Source organism: Lysobacter capsici, from assembly GCF_014779555.2.
GTDB classification, from domain to species: domain Bacteria; phylum Pseudomonadota; class Gammaproteobacteria; order Xanthomonadales; family Xanthomonadaceae; genus Lysobacter; species Lysobacter capsici.
Map to the genome: position 1 here is coordinate 4,504,433 of NZ_CP094357.1, position 22,884 is coordinate 4,527,316.

Sequence of the window (22,884 nt, forward strand, 5' to 3'; positions counted from 1 at the left end):
CATATGCGGCAATGAACCGATCGCGATCGCGCGGAACCGTCTGCGCGGCGCTGCTCGGATGCAGCCGGTCCGCGCCGGCGGCGCGGACCGTGGGATTCACGCTAAAACGTCTGTTGCCTGCGCAGCACGGTCTCGGCGTGCGATTCATCACGATTTTTTGAGACGCAAATCACCGAAATCCACGAATAGGACGAGTCCTAATCGCAACCAAGGGTTGCGTCGACACTCGCGCGGCGGCGGGGCGTAACGCCAACAGCAGCCGCGTTCCGCCCGACCCGGCCGCGCCTGAAGAACCCCGGCCGAAGCCGGGGCTTGCGCAGCAACCGCGACGACGCGACCGCGTCGCCGCGGCCGCGTCGTGGCGCGGATCAGAACTTGATGCTCCAGCTGTCGATCTTGCCGACGTCCTGCGCGGCGCGATCGGCGGCGCGCAGCTTCCAGGTGCCGTTAAGCGCTTCGCTCGACAGATTCACCGTGTAGGTCTTGACGATGTTGTCGGTGCTCTGGCCGGTGCGGCTGTGCAGGTTGTAGACCGAACCGTCCGGCGCGATCAGGTCGACGATCAGATCGCCCTGGAACGGGTGGACGATGTTGACCGACACTTCGGCATTGCTCGGCGCGTTGCCGCTGCGGCCCGAGACCACGATGCTGCTGCTCACGCCGGTGGCGTTGTTGTCGGGAATGTTCGCGTCGGTGTCGTTGCTGTAGGTCTGTACGCCGCCGCTGCCGCCGCTCACGGTGACCGTCGAGCTCTTGCTGTGGGTCGCGCCGGCGTTGTCGGTCACCGTCAGGGTGACGGTGTAGGTGCCGGCGGCCGCGTAGGTCTTGCTCGGATTGGTCGCGGTGGAGGTGGTGCCGTCGCCGAAGTTCCAGCTGCGCGAGGCGATGCTGCCGTCGCTGTCGGTCGAGCTGTCGGTGAAGTTCACGCTCAGGCCGTTGACCATCGAGCTGAAGTTCGCCACCGGCGCCTGGTTGCCCGGGGTGCCGCCGCCGACCAGAGCCTCCAGCGCTTCGAAGCCTTGCACCAGACCGAAGCCGTATTCGTTGTCGCGGCCGGCGGCGCCCAGATCCAGCGCGGTGGAGGTCATCGCATCGCGAAGCTGCGCGGGCGTCGCCGAGGGCTTGGCGCTCAACAGCAGCGCGGCGACGCCGGCCACGTGCGGAGTGGCCATCGAGGTGCCGCTGGAGAAGTTGTAGGAGTCGACGTTGTAGATCGTCACGCCGCTCACCGTGGCGGTCTGCCCGGCCAGTCCGCGCAGGGTCTGGCCGTCGGCCTGGCTCACGCTGACCGCGGGGATGGTCGAGGTGACGCCATCGCCCAGGGTGCCGGCGAACGGACCGGCGACGTTGTTGTAGATGACCACGCCGAGCGCGCCGCCGTTCTTCGCGTTGACGACCTTGTCGTTGAAGCTGATGTCGCCGCGCTCGCACAGCACCACCTTGCCGCTCCAGCTGCCGGCGCTGGCGCAGCGCGCGCCGTCGACCATCGGCGCGCTGACGGCGATCTCCGCGGCGCCGGAGATGCGGTTGGTTTCGTAGTCGACGCCGTTGACCTTCACCGGCGTGCCTTTCTTCGGATACGTGCTGAGAATGCCCTCGCCCGGCGCGGCGATATCGACCGCGTCGTTGAACTGCGAAGTGGTCGCCTTGACGTTGTTGGAATCCACCGAGGCGACCGAAATCACGCTGGCGTAGGAGGCCGGGTAGCTCTTGGCCGAGTTGCCGTCGTTGCCGGCCGCCGCGATCGACAGCACGCCCTGATTGAGCAGCGTGGTGAACGCGGTATTTTCGCTGCTGCTGGACAAGGTGCCGCCCAGGCTCATGTTGATGATCTTGGCGCCGGCCTGCGCGCAGCGGTTGGCCGCGTCGACCAGGGTCGAGCTGTAGCTGCGGCCGCAAGTCGGGCCGTCGAAATACTTGATGATGTGCAGCGATACCTTGCCCGGGCTGACCCCGACCACGCCCTTGCCGTTGCCGCCGACCGCGGCGATGGTGCCGGCGACGTGGGTGCCGTGGCCGCAGGTATCGGTGTTCCAGCTCTGGCCGCTCGGCGCGTAGCCGGTGATGGCGATGCCGGCGAAATCCTCGTGATCGGCCTTGAGGCCCGAATCGATCACGCACACCTTGACCCCGGTGCCGTCGGCGCCGGCGGCGACCACGTCGCGCGCCTGGACCTTGTCGATGCCGAACGGGACGGTCTCAGCCATGGGATAACGCGGCACGTCCTGTTCGATGACCAGGTTGGGGTTGCCGCGCAGGCTGGCGAGCACTTCCGGCGGAAGCGTCATCACCACCGAATTGAGGTTGTCGAATTCGTAATGGGTCTTGCCGCTGATCGGCGCCGCCGCGGCGGCCTTGCCGGCGCTCTTGGCCGCGGCCATCTGCAGAGCCTGGATCTTCTGCGCGACCAGCGCCTTGACCTGGGCCTTCTGGCCCGGCTGGAAGCGGATCCACACGCGGTTCGGATCGCCCGGCTGCTCCTGCGGGGGCGCGGCGTTGGCGATGCCCGCCATGCCCAGCGCCACGGCCACGGTAAGCGCGCAGATACGCGGATGACGCTTGGATGCAAAGTACATGTTCAATCCCCTGGTGTTCGTTCGATACAGCTCGAAGACGCGGGCGCGGCCGCTCGGGCGGCGCCGATGACGGGCCGGCGGATGCGGCCCTTACTCCATACTCAGTGGCGGGGTAAGCGGATGGAACGGCCGGATACCGATACCACTGCGCACAAATTGTTCAGTCCGTCACATTTCTAAAAAGAAAATATTTTCCCTATTAGAAATATATGGATTGCCCGTAGCGCCCGCGTTGAAGGCGCTATCAGTCGGTGCCGGAGCGGCGTGTGTCGACTGCGCACAAAAACTCCGCCGCTGCGGCCGGGATTCAAGTAGCGACCACGACGGACGCGGCCGCATCGCTGCGGCCGCGCCGTGGCGTGGATCAGAACTTGATGCTCCAGCTGTCGATCTTGCCGACGTCCTGCGCGGCGCGATCGGCGGCGCGCAGCTTCCAGGTGCCGTTGAGCGCTTCGCTCGACAGATTCACCGTATAGGTCTTGATGATGTTGTCGGTGCTCTGGCCGGTGCGGCTGTGCAGGTTGTAGACCGAACCGTCCGGCGCGATCAGGTCGACGATCAGATCGCCCTGATAGGTGTGGACGATGTTGACCGACACTTCGGCATTGCTCGGCGCGTTGCCGCTGCGGCCCGACACCACGATGCTGCTGCTCACGCCGGTGGCGTTGTTGTCGGGAATGTTCGCGTCGGTGGTGTTGCTGTAGGTCTGCACGCCGCCGCTGCCGCCGCTCACCGTGACCGTCGAGCTCTTGCTGTGGGTCGCGCCGGCGTTGTCGGTCACCGTCAGGGTGACGGTGTAGGTGCCGGCGGCCGCGTAGGTCTTGCTCGGATTGGTCGCGGTGGAGCTGGTGCCGTCGCCGAAGCTCCAGCTGCGCGAGGCGATGCTGCCGTCGCTGTCGGTCGAGCTGTCGGTGAAGTTCACGCTCAGGCCGTTGACCGCCGAGCTGAAGTTCGCCACCGGTGCCTGGTTGCCCGGGGTGCCGCCGGCCGCCGCCGCGACCGCCGCGGCCGCGTCGATGATGCCCGCGCCGCAACCGCCGCTGCAGCGGTTGGCCGGAATCGGCCGCGCCGTGCTTTCCAGGATCTGCTCGATCTGCGCCGCGGTCTTCGTCGGCGACGCCGACAGGATCAAAGCCGCCACGCCGGCCGCATGCGGCGCGGCCATCGAGGTGCCCGACATCCCGCCGTAGCCATTGTTCGACAGCGTGGAGATCACATCGGTGGCGCCGCCGAACAGCGAACCGTTGCCGCCCGGCGCGGTGATGTCGATGGTCGCGCCCCAGGTGGAGTACGAGGCGCGCGAACCGGTCGTGGAGCTGGCCGCCACCGAGATCACGTTGTTGCAGCCGGCCGGGGTGGTGCCTGCGACGTCGTTGTTGCTGTTGCCGGCGGCGGCGATCACGGTCGAACCGTTGGCCGCGGCGAGGTTGACCGCGGCCTGCCACGCCGGCATCTGGCTGCACGGCACGTTGCCGCCCAGCGACAGGTTGATGATTTCGGCCGGATTGGGGTTGGCCGGCACGCCGGAAATACTGCCGCCCGATGCCCAGACCACGGCATCGGCGATATCCGAATCGCTGCCGAAGCCTTGATTGCCCAACGCGCGGATCGGCAGGACCTTGCCGCCGAAAGCGACGCCGGCCACGCCGATACCGTTGTTGGTCACCGCGCCGATGGTGCCGGCCACATGAGTACCGTGCACGATATTCGATGAGTCCACCGGATTGGCGTCGCGCCCATCGCCGTCGTCCGACTTGCCGCATCCGGGTTGCCCGCCGGCTTCGCGGCATTCGGCCTCGGGAAGACCGGTGGTCGTGCTGACGAAGTCGTAGCCCGGGAGAATGTTGGCGTTGAGATCGGCATGCGACAGGATGCCGCTGTCGATCACCGCCACCACCACGCCGCTGCCGTTGCTGGTGTTCCAGGCGACCGGTGCGCGGATGCCGAACGCGGTATCGGCATAGTGCCATTGCTGGCCGAAGCTGGGGTCGTTCGGGGTCATCAGCGCCTTGCTGATGCCGTCGAGCTGGACGAATTCGACATTCGGATCGGCGGCGATCTGGCGCATCAGCGCGATCGCTTCGGCGCGATCGAGCGCGCGGTCGGACGCGACGACGCGGCCGCCGGGCATGATCATCTGACGCAACGCACGCAGCGTCGGACGCTTGCCCGCGGCGGGCATGGCGGCGGTCGACGTGGCCTGGCGCAGCGAAGCGGACATCGATGCGGGGCTGGCCGCCGGCGCGCTGCCGCTCTTGTACTTGACGATGAACTGCTGGTTGCCCTCGTTTTTGAGGTTGCCCAGATACACCTGGCCGGCGAACGCAGGCGCGGCCAGGCCGGTCAGCGCCACTGCGGTGGCCGCGGCAAGCAGGTGCAAGCGAGTGATGCGATTCGAACGAGACGTCATGACGTGATGATCCCAAGTGAGCACCGCGATGCGGTGAGATGGAACGCTCTGGCGGTCGGACGGTGGCGGCGCCTGCCCGCGGAACGTTGCGATGGATGCGGGTGGGGCCGCGATCCGGGGTCCAACGCTAGCGGCGCGGGGAAAATTCCGGCAAGCGTTTTTGAATGATTCGAAGGCTCGCGAAGTGACTTTCGTCGCAATGTGCGAAACGGTTATTTCGAATCTATGCGGAACGAAAAACGATGCACTTACCCCACCCGATCGTTCGATGATTTTTCGTGAATAGACCTTAAAACACGGCAAAAACGTCATTTATGTGCGACTTCGACAAGTATCTAGTGTCTTTAATCACGCCCCGATACTTAAAATTTATGCAGCTAATCCACCACGTTCGAACGATCTTCTTCGCGATGCGCTTCGGGCTTTCCAAAACTTGATTCGGCGCAGTCATTCATGACCTTGCGGGACTTGGATCATCCGAATGCGAATTGCGAACTCGATGATCGAAACGCGGCATGTCGTGCGATCGATGCGACGCCATTGTCGAAACGCGGCGCGCTCGATTCGCGCGGCCTACGCATCCGTGTTTCTCGATGCAGGCCGCCGACGCGGCCCCGGACTTCGATGACCGTCGAAGTCCGGGGCCGCTTGCCGCACTTCATGCCGGCCTGATCGCACCGGCATATCCGACCGCCAGGCATCGGCGCCAAGCGTTAGACGCCGATGCCGTCGACAGCCTCACTACTTGCTGCTGTTGCTGCTGTTGCTGCTGTTGCTGCTGTTGCTATTGCTGCTGTTGCTGTTGCTGTTGCTGTTGTCTATTGCTTTTTGCTTGTCGCTGTTGCTTGTTGCTGTTTCTTCTTTCTGTTTCTTCTTGCTTGGTGCGTACTACCTAGGCTCGTTGCATGACACTTGTTGCCGATCACTTACGCTTGCAGTTGCCGCGTACCACCTGAATCCAGTTCAGACCGTTTCCGCCTCGCGCACCTCCAATGGCTGGCTGCCGTCATCGAGTCGCTTGTCGCTGCTTCTGTCCCACCGGATATCGGCGCATCGACTCGCTGCGCCGGCCTCCGCTTGCCGCTCCACCACCGGCCGTACCGCGCCGGCACCCACTTGCCCCTGTGCGACTTCTTTTCGCTTCCATCGCGGCTGACTCGATTCGCGATCGCTCGCGGCGACATCCGCATCGCGAACGGATTCCCGGACTCCGGCCGCGACCGGAGTCCGGGAGCCGCTCTCCAACACCACGCAGGAAACGGTTTCGCATTGATTCGATGACTCCTTGCATGCGGCGACGGGTTCCCCGGACTTCCGCCCCCACGGAAGTCCGGGCCCGCCCCCTGTCGTACTCGCCGCGATGGATGCGGCGACGGATCAGAACTCGATGCTCCAGCTGTCGATCCAGCCGGTGTCGTTGCTGTAGTTGTCGTTGACGCGCAGCCGCCATGTGCCGTTGAGCGGCTTGCCCCACAAATTCACGGCGACGGTCTTGACGATGTCGTCGGCATTGCCGCCGCCGCGGTTGTGCAGGTTGTAGGCGCTGCCGTCGGGCGCGATGAGGTCGACCTTCAGATCGCCGATGTAGCTGTGGCGGATGGTCAAACTCACCGGCGTGCCGGTCAGCGGCGCCGCGTCGCTGCGGCCCGACACGACGATCGCGCTTTCGACGGTGGCGTTGTCGTAGATCGCCACGTCGGCGTCGTTGAAATAACGCCGCTTGCCGCTGGCGGGCGCGGGATTGGCCGCGCGCACCGCTTCCATCGCGGCCTTGGCGTCGAGGATGCCGGCGCCGATCGGCCGGTCGGTCGCGAGCGGAAAACGCCGCGCGGTCTGCTTGAGCAAGGCTTCGATCTGCGCCGGCGTTTTCGGCGCGACCGCCAGCGATTGCATCATCGCGATCAGCCCGGACACCTGCGGCGTTGCCATCGAGGTGCCGTTGTAATACGCGTAGCCCTCGCCGGCGACTTTGGTGGCACCCACGCCGACGGTGGACAGGATAGTGCTGCCGGGCGCGGCCAGGTCGACCGCGTTGCCGTAATTGGAGGCGTAACCGCCGCTCCAGATCGAACGCCGGCCGTCGGCATCGCTGGCGCCGACGGTGATCGCGCCGTTGCAGTTGCCGGGCCGGAAGCCGCCGGCATCGGCATTGCCGTTGCCGGCCGCGACCACCACCGCGACGCCGCGCGCGATCGCGCCGTTGATCGCGTCCTGGGTCGCCGCATCGCATACGCCGGCGCCGAGCAGGCTCAGATTGATCGCCTCGGCCGGATTCGGATTGGCCGGGACACCGGGCACGTAACCGCCCGAGGCCCAGGTGATGGCGTCGATGATGTCGGAGAAATCGCCGCCGCAGCGGCCGAGCACGCGCACCGGAACGATCCGCGCGCCGTACGCGGCGCCGATCACGCCGCTGCGGTTGTTGCCGACCGCCGCGACCGTGCCGGCGACATGGGTGCCGTGCCAGCCCGACGCGCCGGCGCCGTGGCCGGCATAGCATTCGTTGGCCGCGACCCAGTCGCCTTCGTCGAGCGGATTGGCGTCGCGCGCATCGTTGTCGCGCGAGCGCCAGGTGCTGGCGATGAAGTCGTAACCCGGCAGCACGTTGGCGTTGAGATCGCTGTGCGCGACGATGCCGGTGTCGATCACCGCGACCACCGCGCCGCTGCCGTTGCCCAGGTTCCAGGCCTCGCCGGTGTTGCTGCCGGCGTCGTAATCGTGGAACGCCCACAGTTCGGAGTAGCGACTGTCGTTGGGCGACAGCGCCGCCTGCGCCTTGCCGTTGGGCACGACGTACTCGACTTGCGGGTCGCTCGCGATGCGCCGCATCAGCGCCAGCGCTTCGGCGCGGTCGAGCGCGCGATCGGCGCGGATCACATCGGCGCCGGTGGACACCCGACGCACGCGACGCAGACCGGCGGCCTGGGCGAAGCCGGCCTCGGCCTCGCGCAAGGCCTGGTGCAGGCTGTCGGCATCCAGACGTGCGCGGCTGCCGCTGCGGTATTTGACGATGAACTCTTGCATGGTCGCACCCGGCGGCTCATGGCCCGCCATCCGCGTCGCGGCCGCGTCGGCGGCCTGTGCGCCGGCCAGCGACGGCGTGGTCGCGACCGCGAACGTCGCCGCGGACACGGCGGCGACCAGCGAAACGATGCGCGTAAGAGGCGAGGCGCGAAGCGGCATGACGGACATCCCGATGACGGACCGCCGCGAGCGGCGGCGTTGGCGGCGAAGCGCTCCCGGTTCGATGCGGAGCGTGCTGCGGATGGACGTTTCTACGGCCACCCTCGGGATCGAAATTACTCAGCGTGTATGCACGCAACCATCAGACACGTCTGAAACAGCACAATTAACGCACTTCAAATGCACCCGTCCGGATTGGAGCCGCTGGCGCGATATGCGCCGATCCGGCGCAGATGGATGTCGGCGGATGCGATTTCGCGCACGCGCAAGGTGACTTGGGCGACGTGCTTCGCCGTTCGATGCGGCGCTTTCGCCGCACTCGCCCGCGCCTGACCGGGCCGCGCAAAAAAAAACGAACCCCGGCCGAAGCCGGGGTTCGCTGATGAGGCCAGGGCGCTCGCATCGCGAAGCGCCCGTCATGCAAGGATCAGAACGTGATGCTCCAGGTGTCGATGCGGCCCAGGTCGGCCGGACCGGAGTCGACCGCGCGCAGCTTCCACGCGCCGTTGAGGGTTTCGCTCGACAGATTCACCGTGTAGGTGCCGGCGACGTTGTCGGCGCTGCCGCCGGTGTTGTTGTGCAGGTTGTATACCGAGCCGTCCGGCGCGATCAGGTCGACCTTCAGGTCGCCCTTGTACGGATGGATGATGTTGATCGACACCGAAGCGTTGCTCGGCGCATTGCCGGTGCGGCCCGACACGGTGATGGTGCTGGTCACGCCGGTCGCGTTGTTGTCCGGGATGTTGTAGTCGGTGCCGTTGCTGTAGGTCTGGGTGCCGGTCGGCGGGGTGCCGCCGAGCGAATCCAGCGCCGCCTTGGCGTTGACGATGCCCACGCCGATCGGCTGGTCCGGCGTGCTCGGGAACGCGCGCGCGGTGTTCTTGAGGATGGTCTCGATCTCGGCCGGGGTCTTCGGCGTGGTGACCTTGGCCTGGATCAACGCGACCACGCCGGCGACGTGCGGAGTCGCCATCGAGGTGCCGCCGTAGGACGCGTAGCTTTCGGCGCCCGGCGTGGTGGTGCCCGAGTTCAGCGTGGACAGGATGTTCGAACCCGGCGCGGCCACGTCGACCACGGAGCCGTAGTTCGACTTCTGGGTGCTGCTCCACACCGAACGCGCGCCGTTGCTGTCGACCGCGCCGACCGTGATCACGCCGGTGCAGTTGGCCGGACGCGCGTTGGAGGCGTTGCCGTTGTTGTTGCCGGCGGCGACCACCACGGTCACGCCGCGCGAAACCGCGCCGTTGATCGCGGTCTGGTAGGTCGAACCGCAGGTGCCGCTGCCGCCCAGGCTCATGTTGATGACTTCGGCCGGGTTCGGATTGGCCGGCACGCCGGACACTGTGCCGCCCGAGGCCCAGGTGATCGCGTCGGCGATGTCGGCCAGGGTGCCGCCGCAACGGCCGAGCACGCGCACCGGCACGACCTTGGCGTTGTACGCGGTGCCCGACACGCCCTTGGCGTTGTTGGTGACCGCGGCGATGGTGCCGGCGACGTGGGTGCCGTGCCAACTGGAGTTGCTCGCGTAGCCCAGGCCGCAATCGGCGGCGGCGAACCAGTCGCCCTGGTCGGCCGGGTTGGAATCGCGGCCGTTGCTGTCGCGCGCGGCGGTGGCGTCGCTGATGAAGTCGTAGCCGCCGATGATGTTGGCGTTCAGATCGCTGTGGCTGGTGATGCCGGTGTCGATGACCGCCACCACCACGCCGGTGCCGGTGCTCACGTCCCAGGCCTGGGTCGCGTTGATGCCCGAGGCGGTATAGCCCCACTGCTCGCCGAAGCGGGTGTCGTCGGGGGTGAAGAACGCGGTCATGCGCGCATTGGGCTCGACGAACTCGACGTTCGGATCGGCGGCGATCTGGCGCATCAGCGATTCGGCTTCGGCGCGGTCGAGCTTGCGACCGGCGCGCACGACGTCGGCGCCGATCGAGGTGCGGCGCACGTGCTTGAGGCCCAGCGCGTTGCTCTTGCCGGAGAACCCGGTCGAGGCGGCGCTGAGGGATTTGAGCAAGGTGGCTTCGTTGCTGCGCGCGGCGCTGCCGTCGCGATACTTGACGATGAATTCGTCCTGCTGGCCGGCATTGGCCAGGGCGGCGAGGTTGATGCGGTCGGCGGCATAGGCCGATACCGCGACGCAGGACAGAGCGGTCACGGTGGCGGCGGCAAGCGCGTGCTTGCGCAGGCCGCGCATGGTGCGGTCGGACATGGATGAAACCCCCAAAAACGAAGTGCCGTCTTGCGGCGTTCAACGCGTGGTGGCGGGTGTGGCCACATCCATGTCTGCACACGACAGCGACCACGCTGTTTGTGTACGGACTCGTGACTGCCTGGTCCGCACGAACACGCTAAGGCTGCACTAACAGTGCCAACAAGCGGTTTGCCGCGCGGTTGCAGGGGGTGTTGTGTGAGCGACGTTGCACATTTAGGTTTTTTCGATGCGATCGATGCACATCGTCTGCACCTGAACGGCGTTGCTGCGGCGCAGCACCCGCGCCGCGAATCGGCAAGCGAATCCCGCGCTCGTCGATTTCCTAGTTGCTTCGTATGAAATCCGTGATCGTCGCGTGTCGCTGCCGCCTCGCGCCCTCTCCCGCGTCGCGCGGGAGAGGGGCGAGCGCATGCGCCTGTCGGTAAGCCGCGCATGCTTGCGATCGATCGGTGCTTATCGATCGGTGTCGCTTTGATCGTGACGCTTTGGATCGCGATGTTTTTAATCGCGTCGTTTTGAATCGCACCGTTTCAATCGCGCCTTTGCAAATCACATTGCTTCCAATCGCACGGCTTGAAGCGGGATGGTTCGAATCAGAACGTGATGCTCCAACTGTCGACGCGGCCGGTATCGCCCAGGGCGCTGTCGTTGACGCGCAGCGTCCAGGTGCCGTTGAGCACCTCGCTCGACAGGCTGAAGGTGAAGGTGCCGGTCACGTTGCCGGCGCTGCCTCCGGTGCGGCTGTGGATGTTGCAGAGCGAACCGTCCGGCGCGGCCAGCCCGCGCGCTGGATCGCCGAAGCGCGATCAGGACGCGCGGATCACAGCGCGATGCTTCAAGTGTCGATACGAGCGGAATCGAACGCGGCTTCGCGCCGACGCATCAGAGCATTCCGGTTTCCAGGCGCGCGGCCTCGGACATCATGTGCCGGCCCCACGGCGGATCGAACACCAGCTCGACATCGGCCTCGGCCACGGTCGGAATCATTTCGAGCTTGCTGCGCACGTCGTCGACCAGGATGTCGCCCATGCCGCAGGCCGGCGCGGTCAGGGTCATGCGCACTTCGACCACGCGCTGGCCGTCGTCGCGCGGCTTGACCGTGGCCTCGTACACCAGGCCCAGCTCGACCACGTTGATCGGGATTTCCGGATCGAAGCAGGTGCGCAGTTGCTTCCACACCAATTGCTCGACCGCCTCGTCGTCGGCGCCGGCGGGCAGTTCCAGCGGCTCGGGCGGTTCCTTGCCGATCGCGTCGGCGTCGCGGCCGTGGATACGGAACAGATTGCCTTCGACGAACACGGTGTAGCTGCCGCCGAGCGCCTGGGTGATGTAACCCACGCTGCCGGCAGGCAGATTGACCTCTTCGCCTTGCGGCACGAGGACGGCGGCGCAATCGCGCTCGAAACGGACGGGTTCGCTGCTGCGGGAATACATGGCGGAAAGATGGGGATGCCGTGCCGCAGCACAAGTCGCGTCATTCTACCGGTCGCGGCCGGCTATGCTGTAGGGCTTGCCCCATCCACAGTGTTCCGCCCATGACCGTCGCCGTCCCGCCCGACCACCACGCGACCGAGCCGCGCGCCCACGCTTCCAAGAGCGGGGCCACGCGAGGCCAGGCCCCGCAGGCCGGCGCCGAGCGCCGGATGACCCCGCTGTCGTGGCTGCTGCTGGTCCTGGGCATCTTCGGCTTCGCCGCGTTCTGGGTCCTGCTGAGCCTGGCCTGGGACCGCCAATGCAGCTGGATGGCGGTGCTGGGCGCGCTCGACATCGCCTGGATGATGCGCCTGGGCGGCTGGCGCCCGGGCCCGCGCCGGCTCGCGTTCGGCGTGCTGGCGACCGTGGCGATCGTGCTGTTCGCCAACTGGGGCATCGCCGCGGGCCAGTACGGCGCGGTGATGGGCCTGGATCCGCTGGACTCGGCGTCCAAGCTGGGGCCGAACTTCTTCCTGATCCTGTTCCAGCTGGCCAACACCGGCATGGACCTGATCTGGCTGGGGATCGCGCTGATCGTCGCGGCGGTGGCGTCGCGCTGAGGCTTGGATCGCGCTGAGGGTTGGGCTGGGTCGGATTGCGGCCGGGCCGGGCCAAGGCGCGGTTTGCGCCGGTGTTCGTGGTTCGCGGTCGCGGCTTGCGCCGCTCCTACAGGGGCTTCGGGTTCGCCCGACCTGGTTCGGGATCGCGCAGTTCCTTCGGTGAGCCCCTGTAGGAGCGACGCGAGTCGCGACCGCGACAAGCAAACGGCGGCGCAACCATCGGCAATCGAAGCAGCGCCGGCCAGACGCTGAAGTTCGCAGCCTGCATGGCGAATCGAACCGCCGCCTGCGCCGGTATTTGCGGTTCGCGCTCGCGGCTTGCGCCGCTCCTACAGCGGCTGCGGGCCGCTTTCGCCGCGACTCGTGCCTACTCCGCAAACGCCATCGCCTCCAGGCAATGCGCGAACATCCGCGCCGCCTCTTCGATCTCGACCACCGACAACGCGCCGTAACCGAACAGCAACCCGGCGCGATCGGGCGGTTCGAAGTAGTACGGCGCGATCGAATACAGCCCCAGCCCGCGGGCCTGGGCGAAGGCGATGAACGCCGCGCCCTGGGCGGCGTCGCGACCGCGCAGCCACACCACCAGGTGCATGCCGGCATGCGAGTCGTCGATCTGCACCGCATCGCCGGTCAGCCGCCGCAACGACTCCAGCAGCACGTCGCGCCGCTGTTTCAGGGTCTTGGCGGTGCGCCGCAGGTGGCGTTCGAAGCCACCGTCGGCGAGAAAATGCGCCAGCGCGGCCTGTTCGATCCCGGGCGAACCGAAGTCGTCGCACCATTTGGCGCTGATGAAATCGTCGCGCAAACCCGGCGGGGCGACGATGTAGCCCAGCCGCAGCGACGGAAACAGCACTTTCGAGAACGTGCCGGTGTAGATCACCCGGCGGCCGTCGTCGAGCCCGGCCAGGGCCGCGTGCGGCTGCGCGTCGTAGCGGAATTCGCCGTCGTAGTCGTCTTCGAAGATCCAGCACTCGTGGCGGTTGGCGTAGTCCAGCAGCGCGCGCCGGCGCGGCAGCGACATCAGCGCGCCGGTCGGGAACTGGTGCGACGGGGTCACGCAGATCAAACGCGGCGGGCGCTCGGGCAGCAGGTCGGTGCGCAGGCCTTCGCCGTCGACCGGCACCGGCAGCAGCCGCGCGCCGTGGATCTGCAGCGCTTCGCGCACGGCGAAGTACTGCGGCTCCTCGATCGCGACTTCGTCGCCTTCGTCCAGCAGCACCCGCGCGGTCAGGCTGATCGCCTGCTGGGTGCCGGTGCAGATCACCACGTCCTCGGGCGCGGCCTGCACGCCGCGGCGCAGCGACAGGTACTCGCACACCGCCGCGCGCAGCGCCGGCAGGCCCTGCGCGGGCGGGTAGTTCGGCGGCTGGTACGCGGCCGCGTGCGACAGCGCGCGCGCCCAGGCCGAGGTCAGCAGCGGATTGGTGAACGGCACCCCGTACTGGAAGCTGTGCAAGGTGCCCGGCGCGCGCCGGCCGGGGATGTTGGCGTGATCGTGATAGCGGCGCAGGCGCCGCGCGTAGGCGCTTTGCGCGGCGATCCGCGTCGGCGGCTCGCTGCGCGGCTGCACCGGTGCGCCGGGCAGGGCCACGTAGCTGCCGGAGCCGACCCGGGCCTGCATGAAGCCTTCCGCGCGCAGTTGTTCGTAGGCCGCCAGCACCGTGTTGCGCGACACGCCGAGTTGCTGGGCCAGCAGCCGGGTCGGCGGAAACCGCATCCCGGCCGGCAGCCGGCCGGCCAGCACGGCCTCTTTCAGCGACCGGACCAATTGGCCGTGCAAAGGCCCCCGGCCGTCCAGCGGCAGATACATGGCGTGGCTCCGGATTGGCCCCCGCGGGCCGGGTTTGCGGCCGATAGTGCCAAGCCAATCGGCGAGTTGCGAGGCGTGGCGCGCGAGTCGGTCGTTCCCGGCACATCGATGGTATCGCCCCGGCGCAATGCCGGGCAGCCCGGGCGACCCGGGCCGGCACCGATTGGCTCCTTCGAGGCCAGGGTAATTGGCCCTCCAGATGACGGCTCCGGGTGGCTAGCTTAGGGGCCAACCGCTGTGGTTTCCCTACTGCCGCACACCCCCCATGAGGCCCGTATGAGCCTGCATCACCATCGCATCCACTTCGCCGAACACCTCGACCTGTCGGCGTCCCGCCCGACCCTGCACCTGGTCCGCGCCTCCGGCCGGGCGGTCCAGCTGGACCTGCCGAGCGGCTGGCTGTCGCTGTGGCTGCCGCTGCGCGGCCCGCTGCGGCTGGAGTCGGCCGACAGCACCTGGGAGCTCGCTCCCGGGCACCTGCAGATCTGGCGCGACGGCCGCCTGCGAAGCAGCGCGCGCGTGCCGTGCTGGTGGCTGTGCCTGTGCGGCCCGGAAGCCGCGTGGCGCCCGCACCTGCTGACCGGTCCCGACGACGGCGCGCAGGACCTGTTCCCCTGGGAAGGCCTGGCCCCGCGCGACGCGCAGCGGCTGCTGGTGCGGCTGGCGCGGCTGGCCGCGCAACCCGACGAGTTGGCCGCCAACGGCGAGGCCCTGGTCCGCACGCTGTGTTCGCTGTTGCTGGAACAACAACGCGATCTGCAGGCGCGCCTGCCGCGCTGCAGCGGCCGCACCCAGCGCCGGCGCCAGCAGACCTTGCTGCGGCTGCTGCGCGTGCAGCACCTGATCCGCCGGCATCCGGAGATCCGTCTGGACCTCAACCGCCTCGCCCGCAGCGCCAATTATTCGCCCTGCCACCTGATCCGCATCTACCGCGACGTGTTCGACGAAACCCCGACCGAGTATGCCGCGCGCCTGCGCTCGGACCGCGCCTGGCGCATGGTCCGCGACACCCGCATGCCGGTGTGCGAGATCACCGAGGCGCTGGGGTTCGAAAGCCAGAGTGCGTTCTGCCGTGCGTTCAAGAATTCGTTCGGGGTGACGGCGACGCAGGCGAGGCGGTTGGAGCGGGCGGTGGTGCGGGCGGCTTGATTGGGTGGGGATTCGGGATTCGGGAATCGGGAATCGGGAATCGGATTTTCCAAAGGCGCGCATCGGTCATGCAATCGCTCGTGAGTCATGACGTTTAAGTCACTGGATTCCCGCGTTCGCGGGAATGACGAGCAAAAGCACGAACGCGCGAAACACTTTCAAGCCGTCATTCCCGCGAACGCGGGCTCCGCTGTACTTCGGCGGAGCCGAATATCCAGCGACTTTTTCTCAAGACCGTTGAGTGACTCGGTCTGGCTGCATACGTCCTACACGCCAATCGCATACCGCCGCATCTGCAACACCCCGCAGCGAGCGAACCACGCATCGACCTCAAACAGCGACAGCCGCCCCACCCTCTCCAACCCGAGCCCACCATGCCCGCCACCACCCGCTCCCTGCCCCTGTGGACCGCCATCGGCGGACTCATCGCCGGCACCCTAGACATCGTCTACGCGATCACCTACTGGGGCCTCACCAAGCACGTTCCCGCACAACGCATCCTGCACAGCGTCGCGTCCGGCCTGATCGGGCGCGAGGCGGCGCTGGCCGGCGGCGCGGCGACCGCGTCGCTGGGCTTGTTCCTGCACTACTTCATCGCCCTGGTGATGGCCGCGGTGTACGCCGCCGCCGCGCGCAAACTCGACTGGATGCGCCGCCACCCGTGGCTGGCCTCGACCGTGTACGGCCTGTGGCTGTTCGTGGCGATGAACTTCATCGTCGTGCCGCTCTCGCGCGCCGGCGCCAAGGGCCTGCCGCCGGACGTGCTGTGGATCGTGCTCAGCGTGGCGGTGCATATCGCGTTCGTGGCCTGGCCGATCGCCTGGGCGGTGAATCGCGCGCTGTCGAGTCAGGGATCGCGTCATGGGCGCTGATCGTGATCGCGGCGCGCGACCCGCGCCGTCGCGGCTGACATCGGCGATGTTGAACGCGGCCGTGTTCGCGCTGGCGATCAGCTGCTGGGCCAGCGCCGCCACACCGCCGGCCGTCGCCGACGACACGCTCGCAAGCGCCGCGCGCGCCGAAGACCGCATCGCCTATCCGACCGGCTATGCGCGCTGGACCCACATCCGCAGCGGCCTGATCACCGCCAAGCACCCGGCGTTCGCGCGCTTCGGCGGCCTGCACCACATCTACGCCAACCCGGCCTCGCTCGAGGGCTATCGCAACGGCCGCTACGCCGACGGCTCGGTGCTGGTCTACGACCTGTTCGAAACCCGCGACCACGGCGACGGCATCGTCGACCAGGCTCCGCGCCGGCAGATCGACGTGATGGTCAAGGACAGCAAGCGCTTCGCCGCGACCGGCGGCTGGGGCTACGCCGAATTCGCCGCCGGCACGACGACAGACCGCCTGAACAACACCGATCGCGACGGCTGCGCGGCCTGCCACGCCAGCCGCAAGCAGCACGGTCATGTGTTCAGCGAATGGCCGAACCGGGTCGAACCGCAGGCCGGCGAGTCGTAACCACCGCATTGGATGCCCGGCCCATCGCGGGCCCGGGCAGATATTCGAGCCAGTCGGGTGCTGCGCATACGCACCACCGTTCGCGCCCGGTTCCGCACGCGACCGACGAATGCAAACCTCGTCCCGTCCGTTCCAACGGCGCCTGACGGGCGGTCGAGTGCCCTCGCCGCCCTCGAGGCTCGCGCCGATACGCACCGATCGGGGCGAAAACTGGCGCATCCAGGCCCCATCCGTCCCCAGCCCCGCCCGAAATGCGAGAATCCGCCCTCGCACCCCTTCTCGACGGCCGCCGGGCGTTCTCGCCGGGCGCCGCATCGACGACGGCACTCCATCGGACGGCGGCGCCCCGCGCGCCGGCCGACAGCTTCACCCACCGGGCCCGGCGGCCCGGCCCGGCAGGACAGACCATGATCACCAACGACGTATTGCGCAGCATCCGCTACATGCTCGACCTCAGCGACCTCAAGGTGGTCGAGATCGTCAAACTCGCCGATCCCGACTTCGCCCTCGACAAGGCCGAGGTGCAGGCCTTCCTCAAGAAGGACGAAGACGAGGGCTACGCCGAATGCAGCGACGCGGTGCTCGCGCGCTTCCTCGACGGGCTGGTGTTCCATTACCGCGGCCGCGACGAGAACGCGCCGCCGCGGCCGATGGAAAAGCGGGTCAGCAACAATCTGGTGCTCAAGAAGCTGCGCGTCGCCTTCGAACTCAAGGACGTCGACATGCACCAGGTGTTCGAACAGGCCGGTTTTCCGGTGTCGAAACCTGAGCTGAGCGCGCTGTTCCGCCAAAGCGACCACAAGAACTTCCGCGCTTGCGGCGATCAGATGCTGCGCAACTTCCTCAAGGGCCTGACCTTGCGCGTGCGCGGCGGCTGATCGATCAGGCAGCGACGCTCAGCGCGACGCTCGCGACCGCGACTCAACGCCCGGCCACCCCGATCCCCACCGGCGCGCCGTTCGCGAACACGATCGGCGCGCCCGCGCGTTGCAGGCGATCGTCTTCGATCCGGAACGTGTACATCGCGCGCTCGACGATGCTCTGCGCGAACAATGTGCGCGAATCGTCGGCGAAACCGATGCCCTCGGCCCAGGCCCCGAACGGCGCCTGATCCAGCCGCCGCAGGCGCCGGCCTTCGATCTTCAACAGCACCACCAGGCTGTCGGGCGAATAGAAGGGATGATCCTTCGGCCGATTGCTCATGTTCTGCACCGCCGCGACCGCGTAGCGGCCATCGGGCGAACAGGCGACATCCTCCGGCGCGGAACCGACGCTGACGGTGTCGACGATGCGCGGCCGTGCGCCGGACAGATCGATCAGGCTGACCGTGTCGACATCGCCGTTGCCGCTGTCGGCAACGCCGAAGTTGGCGACCACCGCAAGACCGCTGTCGCCGCAGTACGACGGCGTGAACGGAGTGATGCCCGCGCCCATCTCGCGGATCGCCGGCAGGCGCAGGCGGTCGTTGTCGACCGCGTACAAGGCCACGCGCTGGCCGTCGGCCTGGGTCACCAGCACATGCTTGCCGTCGGGCGCGAACCCGGCCGCGAGCGCGCCCATGTTCGCGGCCATCTTCACCGTATCCACCACCGCGACCTTGCCCTCGCGCACCGACAGCACGGTGACGCTGTTGCCCGGACTCGACGGCACCAGCGCCATCGTGCCGGCCGGGTTCAACTTGATCGAGGACGGCGACACGCCCAGCGCCAGGGTTTGCGTCAGCTTCGGCGCCTTGCCGCTCAGATCGATCACCGATACGCGATCGTCGTCGGCGTATTTGCCCGGATCGTTCGGATCCAGCCGCGTCGACGAACTGACCAGCGCGAGCTTGCCGTCGCCCGACACCGCCACCGACGACGGCGCGCCGAGGTAACTGGCCGGCACCCGCACTTCGCCGAACCTGCGCAGCGCACCGTCGGCGAAGCGGAAGAACACCGCCGAATCGCGATGCGGCCCGGGCGCGATCGCGCCGGCGCCGTCTTTCAGGATCACCTTCGAATCCACCGCGACGCCGACGACCTGGCTCGCGGCGGCGAACGGCAATACGGCGGCGACGACGGCGAGCGATACGGCGCGTAGCTTCATGACGGCGAATCCTGCGGGGCTTAGCCGTCGATCATCGGCAAACCGGCGCGGACTGCCCAATCCCAAACGTCACCACTTCGCCCTGCGCCGATTCCGCGCGGCATCGGCTCAAGAGCCGGGTGACGGCTCGCTCAATCCCACCAGTTGAACAAGGCATCGCCGAGTCTTCGCGGCTGCCAGTAAGCGACATCGTTCGGTGATCGCTGCGGAAAATCCCCGGGCACCGCCATCGACAGGTCGTACGAAGACCACATTTCGATGCCATGGAAATCGGCCATCGCCGCGATGATTCCCTCGTGGTCGAGGAACTCCGGCTCGTACAGATGGGTCCAGCCCAGCGGCGGCCACTCGATGCCGGGGTCGGCGGCGTGCCTGAATTCGCGCGGCATCACCGCGGCCCAGGCGTCGTAGTCGAGCGAATACAACAGATAGATCCGCCGCGGGGTTGCCCACGGCTGCGGCTCGTCCAGCATCACCGCGACGAAATTCCGCGCGGCATCGGGTTCGTCAATCGTCAGTATCCGCGCGCCGATACGCTGGGCGACCGGATGAACGATGCCGCGAATCTCGGCCAGCGATAAATGCTGGCCGAGCGGGCTGAGCCGTATCTCGCGCACGTTCCCTGCGTTCGGGTTCGCGATGCGTTGAAGCGATCAATGCCCGCCGTCGAGCCCCTTCAACTCCGACACCAAGGCACTGGCCATTTCCGCGCCGTCGCCGTACAGCATGCGGGTGTTGTCGGCATAGAACAGCGCATTCTCGATGCCGGCGAAACCGGTGCCCTTGCCGCGCTTGATCACGATCGTGTTCTTGGAATTGATCACGTCCAGGATCGGCATGCCGTAGATCGGCGAGGCCGGATCGGTCTTGGCGACCGGGTTGACCACGTCGTTGGCGCCGATCACCAGCGACACGTCGGTGTTGGCGAACTCGGGGTTGATGTCGTCCATGTCGACGATCAGGTCGTAGGGCACGCCGGCTTCGGCCAGCAGCACGTTCATGTGCCCGGGCATGCGCCCGGCGACCGGATGGATCGCGAATTTCACCTTGACCCCGCGCTCCATCAGCTTCTGGGTGAGTTCCCAGATCTTGTGCTGCGCCTGCGCGACCGCCAGGCCGTAACCGGGCACGATCACCACGCGTTCGGCGAAGGCCATCATCGCGGCGACGTCGCCGGCTTCGATCGGCTTCTGGGTGCCGCTGATTTCCTGGGCTTCGCCGCCGCCGCCGAAATTCGAGAACAGCACGCCGCTGATCGGCCGGTTCATCGCCTTGGCCATCAACCGCGTCAGCAGCATGCCGGCCGCGCCGACCATGGTGCCGGCGATGATCAACGCCTCGTTGCCGAGCACATAGCCTTCGAACGCCACCGCCAGGCCGGTGAACGCGTTGTACAGCGAAATCACCACCGGCATGTCGGCGCCGCCGATCGGCAGGGTCATCAGCACGCCCAGGGCGAGCGCGACCACGAAGAAGGCGATGATGATCGGCACGTTGAGGGTCATGAACGCGGTGATGCCCAGCGCGACCATCGCCAGCGCGACGATCGCGTTGAACACCTGCTGGCCCGGAAACACCACGCGCCGGTCGAGGCGACCGTCGAGCTTGGCCCAGGCGATCACCGAACCCGACAGCGAAATCGCGCCGATCGCCGCGCCGATCACCGCCAGCACCAGCGACACGCTCGGGGTCTGCATCGCGATCACGCCGCGTTCGATCTGCGCCTGCAGCGGATCGGCCGGCATCCGCGCCGACAGCCGCAGCAGTTCGACCGCGCCGATCGCCGCCGCCGAACCGCCGCCCATGCCGTTGTACAGCGCGACCATCTGCGGCATGTCGGTGATCGCGACCTTCTTGCCCGATACCCATGCCAGCACCGTGCCGATAAGCAGCGCCAGCGCGATCAGACCGAAGTTGTGGACGCCCGGCAACGCGAACGTGGCCACCGTGGCGATGACCATGCCCGCGCCGGCCCAGCGGATGCCGCTGCGCGCGGTCACCGGCGAGGCCATGCGCTGCAGGCCCAGCAGGAACAAGGTGGCGGCGACGAGATAACTGCTCTTGACCAAGATCGGCAACAGATCCATCAGGACGCGCGCTCCATAGAAAGACAGCTGCCCGGACGGCAGGACGTAACCGAGGAAGGACAGGCCGGCGACCAGCGCCAGGCCGATGACGGCGGCCGCGGCGATCGCGGCGAATGCTCGGGCGTTCTCATTCAACCGCCCGCCTTGCCGGCCGGCTTCTTGCTGGACTTGAACATCTCCAGCATGCGTTCGGTCACCACGTAGCCGCCGGCGGCGTTGCCCGCGCCGAGCAGCACCGCGACGAAGCCGATGGCTTTCTCCAGGGTGGTTTCGGCGTGGCCGAGCACGATGATCGCGCCGATCAGGACGATCCCGTGGATGAAATTGGAACCCGACATCAGCGGGGTGTGCAGGATCACCGGCACCCGCGAAATGATGACGTGGCCGGCGATACCCGCCAGCATGAAGATATACAGCGCCACGAACCCGTCGCTCATCCGTTCTGTCCCCATGCGATGTCAGCCGCATCATAACCGTCCGTGAATGCAGCGCCACCGCTGTCAACCGATCCGGGGCGGGGACGTTTGCGGTTTGTGTAAGCGCCGCACATTCCGGTGCCTGGATTTGCCCATGCCGACCACCATCCGCCGTCACACCCGCTCGCCCGGCCCGGTCGGCCGCCGTTGAGGAGGTCCAGGTGCTGCTACCGCCAAGCGCCCGTATGCTGGAGGCCGTGAGCGTCGACAACGACCCGCCGAGCGATCCGCTGGAACACCGCTACGACCACCGGCGGCCGGCCGGCGCACGCCCGGAGCCGGCCACGCCGGGCACATCGACCGCGCCGGGCACGCCAGCAACGGCGCCGGGCATGGCCCCGGACCCGGCCGCGTCCACGAGCAGGCTGCGCGAAAGCGCGCCGCCGGACGCCGCCGCGCACGAACGGGGCCCGCACGAACAGGCGCGGCCAGAGCCGTCCGCGCGCCTGCCGGCGACGATCGAGGAGTTCCTCGCCGGCCTGGGCACGCGCGCGTTCCGTTTCGCCGAACTGGGCCTGCGCCATCGCGAGGACGCGCTCGACGCGGTGCAGGACGCGATGATGAAGATGCTCGGCTACCGCGAGCGTCCGCCGCAGGAATGGACGCCGCTGTTCTGGAGCATCCTGCGCAGCCGCATCGTCGACATCCAGCGCCGCCGCACCTTCCGCCTGCGCTGGCTGATGCCGGCCGCGCGCGACGACGACGATGCGCCGATGGACTGGGCCGACGACGGACCCGACCCCTCGCGCACCCACGACGGCCGCGAGGCCTACGGCAAACTCGCCGATGCGCTGGCCAAGTTGCCGCGCCGGCAACGCGAGGCGTTTTCCTTGCGGATTTTGGAAGAACTCGACGTCGCCACGACCGCGCGGGCGATGGGTTGCAGCGAAGGCGCGGTGAAAACCCATCTGTCGCGAGCACGCGAAGCCCTGCAGCGGCAATTGGAGGAATGGCGATGAGCACTCAAACCCCACCCGGCGGCGATCCGTCGCGATCCCCGCGTCACGACGACCCGGAGCAGCGCTTCGACGCGGCGATGCGCGCGATGTACGCGCAGGCGGTCGAACAGGTCAGCCCGGACACCCGCATGCGCCTGCGCGCGATCCGCAACGATTCCAGCGCGCGCGCGCAGCGTCGCGGCGGCGTGTTCGGCTGGGCCCTGGCCAGCGGCGGCGTGGCCGCGTTCGCGCTGGCCCTGGGCCTGCAGTTCGCCGGCGGTTCGGGCAGCGCGCCCGGCGTCACCGCGGTGCCCGCGCTCGCCGGCGGCGCCGAGGTCGCCCATCCGGTCGTCGACGTCAGCTACGACCCCGACACCGCGGTCGCCGCGCTCGACGAAAACCCCGACCTTTACCTGTGGCTGGCGTCCAATACCGACGCCCTGCCGACTCACACGGAGTAACCC

19 protein-coding genes are annotated in these 22,884 nt (G+C 67.7%); 8 read left to right on the forward strand and 11 right to left on the reverse strand.

Annotated features, from left to right (window positions below; translation table 11 throughout):
• Positions 1-368: 368 nt before the first annotated feature.
• Positions 369-2,576, reverse strand: coding sequence for a S8 family serine peptidase (locus IEQ11_RS25920; protein WP_191823076.1), 2,208 nt, complete (start codon positions 2,574-2,576; stop codon positions 369-371).
• A gap of 364 nt (positions 2,577-2,940) precedes the next feature.
• Positions 2,941-4,986, reverse strand: a complete 2,046-nt coding sequence (locus tag IEQ11_RS18465; protein WP_191823077.1) for a S8 family serine peptidase — start codon at positions 4,984-4,986, stop codon at positions 2,941-2,943.
• Positions 4,987-5,731: 745 nt separating this feature from the next.
• Between IEQ11_RS18465 and IEQ11_RS18470 the strand changes: the two genes are divergently transcribed.
• Complete coding sequence (locus IEQ11_RS18470) at positions 5,732-6,142, forward strand: hypothetical protein (protein WP_191823078.1); 411 nt, start codon at positions 5,732-5,734, stop codon at positions 6,140-6,142.
• A 221-nt stretch (positions 6,143-6,363) separates the two neighbouring features.
• On the opposite strand, the gene IEQ11_RS18475 is transcribed toward IEQ11_RS18470, so the two are convergent.
• From IEQ11_RS18475 to sufT, 4 genes are all read right to left on the reverse strand, one after another.
• Complete coding sequence (locus IEQ11_RS18475) at positions 6,364-8,169, reverse strand: S8 family serine peptidase (RefSeq protein ID WP_191823079.1); 1,806 nt, start codon at positions 8,167-8,169, stop codon at positions 6,364-6,366.
• 427 nt (positions 8,170-8,596) lie between these two features.
• Positions 8,597-10,372, reverse strand: coding sequence for a S8 family serine peptidase (locus IEQ11_RS18480; protein ID WP_096415308.1), 1,776 nt, complete (start codon positions 10,370-10,372; stop codon positions 8,597-8,599).
• Positions 10,373-10,968: 596 nt separating this feature from the next.
• Positions 10,969-11,154 carry a proprotein convertase P-domain-containing protein gene (locus tag IEQ11_RS18485; protein ID WP_191823097.1) on the reverse strand — a complete coding sequence of 62 codons (186 nt, stop codon included), beginning with the start codon at positions 11,152-11,154 and terminating at the stop codon, positions 10,969-10,971.
• 103 nt (positions 11,155-11,257) lie between these two features.
• The gene (gene sufT, locus IEQ11_RS18490) at positions 11,258-11,809 is read right to left on the reverse strand and encodes a putative Fe-S cluster assembly protein SufT (RefSeq protein ID WP_046657671.1); all 552 of its coding nucleotides are present in this window, start codon (positions 11,807-11,809) and stop codon (positions 11,258-11,260) included.
• Between the two features lie 101 nt (positions 11,810-11,910).
• On the opposite strand from sufT, the gene IEQ11_RS18495 reads away from it, so the two are divergent.
• On the forward strand, positions 11,911-12,408 hold the full coding sequence (locus tag IEQ11_RS18495) for a hypothetical protein (protein ID WP_191823080.1): 498 nt from the start codon (positions 11,911-11,913) through the stop codon (positions 12,406-12,408).
• Positions 12,409-12,775: 367 nt separating this feature from the next.
• On the opposite strand, the gene pdxR is transcribed toward IEQ11_RS18495, so the two are convergent.
• Positions 12,776-14,221 (reverse strand): MocR-like pyridoxine biosynthesis transcription factor PdxR, encoded by a 1,446-nt coding sequence (gene pdxR / locus IEQ11_RS18500; protein ID WP_036114348.1) that lies wholly within the window; start codon positions 14,219-14,221, stop codon positions 12,776-12,778.
• 276 nt (positions 14,222-14,497) lie between these two features.
• Here pdxR and IEQ11_RS18505 point away from each other — a divergent pair, with 276 nt between their 5' ends.
• From IEQ11_RS18505 to IEQ11_RS18520, 4 genes are all read left to right on the forward strand, one after another.
• Positions 14,498-15,370 carry a helix-turn-helix domain-containing protein gene (locus IEQ11_RS18505; protein ID WP_051547861.1) on the forward strand — a complete coding sequence of 291 codons (873 nt, stop codon included), beginning with the start codon at positions 14,498-14,500 and terminating at the stop codon, positions 15,368-15,370.
• A gap of 374 nt (positions 15,371-15,744) precedes the next feature.
• Positions 15,745-16,242, forward strand: a complete 498-nt coding sequence (locus IEQ11_RS18510; protein ID WP_191823081.1) for a hypothetical protein — start codon at positions 15,745-15,747, stop codon at positions 16,240-16,242.
• A complete protein-coding gene (locus IEQ11_RS18515; RefSeq protein WP_191823082.1) occupies positions 16,232-16,834 on the forward strand; it encodes a cytochrome P460 family protein in 603 nt (200 codons plus the stop codon). The genes IEQ11_RS18510 and IEQ11_RS18515 overlap by 11 nt, the downstream gene beginning before the upstream one ends.
• Positions 16,835-17,241: 407 nt before the next feature.
• Positions 17,242-17,712, forward strand: a complete 471-nt coding sequence (locus IEQ11_RS18520) for a YehS family protein (protein WP_036114355.1) — start codon at positions 17,242-17,244, stop codon at positions 17,710-17,712.
• Positions 17,713-17,755: 43 nt separating this feature from the next.
• Here IEQ11_RS18520 and IEQ11_RS18525 read toward each other — a convergent pair whose 3' ends face one another.
• The 4 genes from IEQ11_RS18525 to IEQ11_RS18540 form a co-directional block, all read right to left on the reverse strand.
• The gene (locus tag IEQ11_RS18525) at positions 17,756-18,919 is read right to left on the reverse strand and encodes a lactonase family protein (RefSeq protein WP_191823083.1); all 1,164 of its coding nucleotides are present in this window, start codon (positions 18,917-18,919) and stop codon (positions 17,756-17,758) included.
• 131 nt (positions 18,920-19,050) lie between these two features.
• Positions 19,051-19,536: a hypothetical protein gene (locus tag IEQ11_RS18530; RefSeq protein WP_057922347.1), complete on the reverse strand. Its 486-nt coding sequence runs from the start codon at positions 19,534-19,536 to the stop codon at positions 19,051-19,053.
• Positions 19,537-19,572: 36 nt separating this feature from the next.
• On the reverse strand, positions 19,573-21,006 hold the full coding sequence (locus IEQ11_RS18535) for an NAD(P)(+) transhydrogenase (Re/Si-specific) subunit beta (RefSeq protein WP_191823098.1): 1,434 nt from the start codon (positions 21,004-21,006) through the stop codon (positions 19,573-19,575).
• 131 nt (positions 21,007-21,137) lie between these two features.
• The gene (locus IEQ11_RS18540) at positions 21,138-21,443 is read right to left on the reverse strand and encodes an NAD(P) transhydrogenase subunit alpha part 2 (protein ID WP_036114365.1); all 306 of its coding nucleotides are present in this window, start codon (positions 21,441-21,443) and stop codon (positions 21,138-21,140) included.
• A gap of 371 nt (positions 21,444-21,814) precedes the next feature.
• Here IEQ11_RS18540 and IEQ11_RS18545 point away from each other — a divergent pair, with 371 nt between their 5' ends.
• The gene (locus tag IEQ11_RS18545) at positions 21,815-22,441 is read left to right on the forward strand and encodes an RNA polymerase sigma factor (protein WP_191823099.1); all 627 of its coding nucleotides are present in this window, start codon (positions 21,815-21,817) and stop codon (positions 22,439-22,441) included.
• The gene (locus tag IEQ11_RS18550; RefSeq protein ID WP_191823084.1) at positions 22,438-22,881 is read left to right on the forward strand and encodes a hypothetical protein; all 444 of its coding nucleotides are present in this window, start codon (positions 22,438-22,440) and stop codon (positions 22,879-22,881) included. The genes IEQ11_RS18545 and IEQ11_RS18550 overlap by 4 nt, the downstream gene beginning before the upstream one ends.
• Positions 22,882-22,884: the final 3 nt, after the last annotated feature.

What these genes read in the sequence shown, in the direction of transcription:
- IEQ11_RS25920 (WP_191823076.1), bottom strand. Translation starts at nt 2,576, where the DNA reads ATGTACTTTGCATCCAAGCGTCATCCGCGTATCTGCGCGCTTACCGTG.
- IEQ11_RS18465 (WP_191823077.1), bottom strand. Translation starts at nt 4,986, where the DNA reads ATGACGTCTCGTTCGAATCGCATCACTCGCTTGCACCTGCTTGCCGCG.
- IEQ11_RS18475 (WP_191823079.1), bottom strand. Translation starts at nt 8,169, where the DNA reads ATGCCGCTTCGCGCCTCGCCTCTTACGCGCATCGTTTCGCTGGTCGCC.
- IEQ11_RS18480 (WP_096415308.1), bottom strand. Translation starts at nt 10,372, where the DNA reads ATGTCCGACCGCACCATGCGCGGCCTGCGCAAGCACGCGCTTGCCGCC.
- sufT (WP_046657671.1), bottom strand. Translation starts at nt 11,809, where the DNA reads ATGTATTCCCGCAGCAGCGAACCCGTCCGTTTCGAGCGCGATTGCGCC.
- IEQ11_RS18495 (WP_191823080.1), top strand. Translation starts at nt 11,911, where the DNA reads ATGACCGTCGCCGTCCCGCCCGACCACCACGCGACCGAGCCGCGCGCC.
- pdxR (WP_036114348.1), bottom strand. Translation starts at nt 14,221, where the DNA reads ATGTATCTGCCGCTGGACGGCCGGGGGCCTTTGCACGGCCAATTGGTC.
- IEQ11_RS18505 (WP_051547861.1), top strand. Translation starts at nt 14,498, where the DNA reads ATGAGCCTGCATCACCATCGCATCCACTTCGCCGAACACCTCGACCTG.
- IEQ11_RS18510 (WP_191823081.1), top strand. Translation starts at nt 15,745, where the DNA reads ATGCCCGCCACCACCCGCTCCCTGCCCCTGTGGACCGCCATCGGCGGA.
- IEQ11_RS18515 (WP_191823082.1), top strand. Translation starts at nt 16,232, where the DNA reads ATGGGCGCTGATCGTGATCGCGGCGCGCGACCCGCGCCGTCGCGGCTG.
- IEQ11_RS18520 (WP_036114355.1), top strand. Translation starts at nt 17,242, where the DNA reads ATGATCACCAACGACGTATTGCGCAGCATCCGCTACATGCTCGACCTC.
- IEQ11_RS18525 (WP_191823083.1), bottom strand. Translation starts at nt 18,919, where the DNA reads ATGAAGCTACGCGCCGTATCGCTCGCCGTCGTCGCCGCCGTATTGCCG.
- IEQ11_RS18535 (WP_191823098.1), bottom strand. Translation starts at nt 21,006, where the DNA reads ATGGATCTGTTGCCGATCTTGGTCAAGAGCAGTTATCTCGTCGCCGCC.
- IEQ11_RS18540 (WP_036114365.1), bottom strand. Translation starts at nt 21,443, where the DNA reads ATGAGCGACGGGTTCGTGGCGCTGTATATCTTCATGCTGGCGGGTATC.
- IEQ11_RS18545 (WP_191823099.1), top strand. Translation starts at nt 21,815, where the DNA reads ATGGCCCCGGACCCGGCCGCGTCCACGAGCAGGCTGCGCGAAAGCGCG.
- IEQ11_RS18550 (WP_191823084.1), top strand. Translation starts at nt 22,438, where the DNA reads ATGAGCACTCAAACCCCACCCGGCGGCGATCCGTCGCGATCCCCGCGT.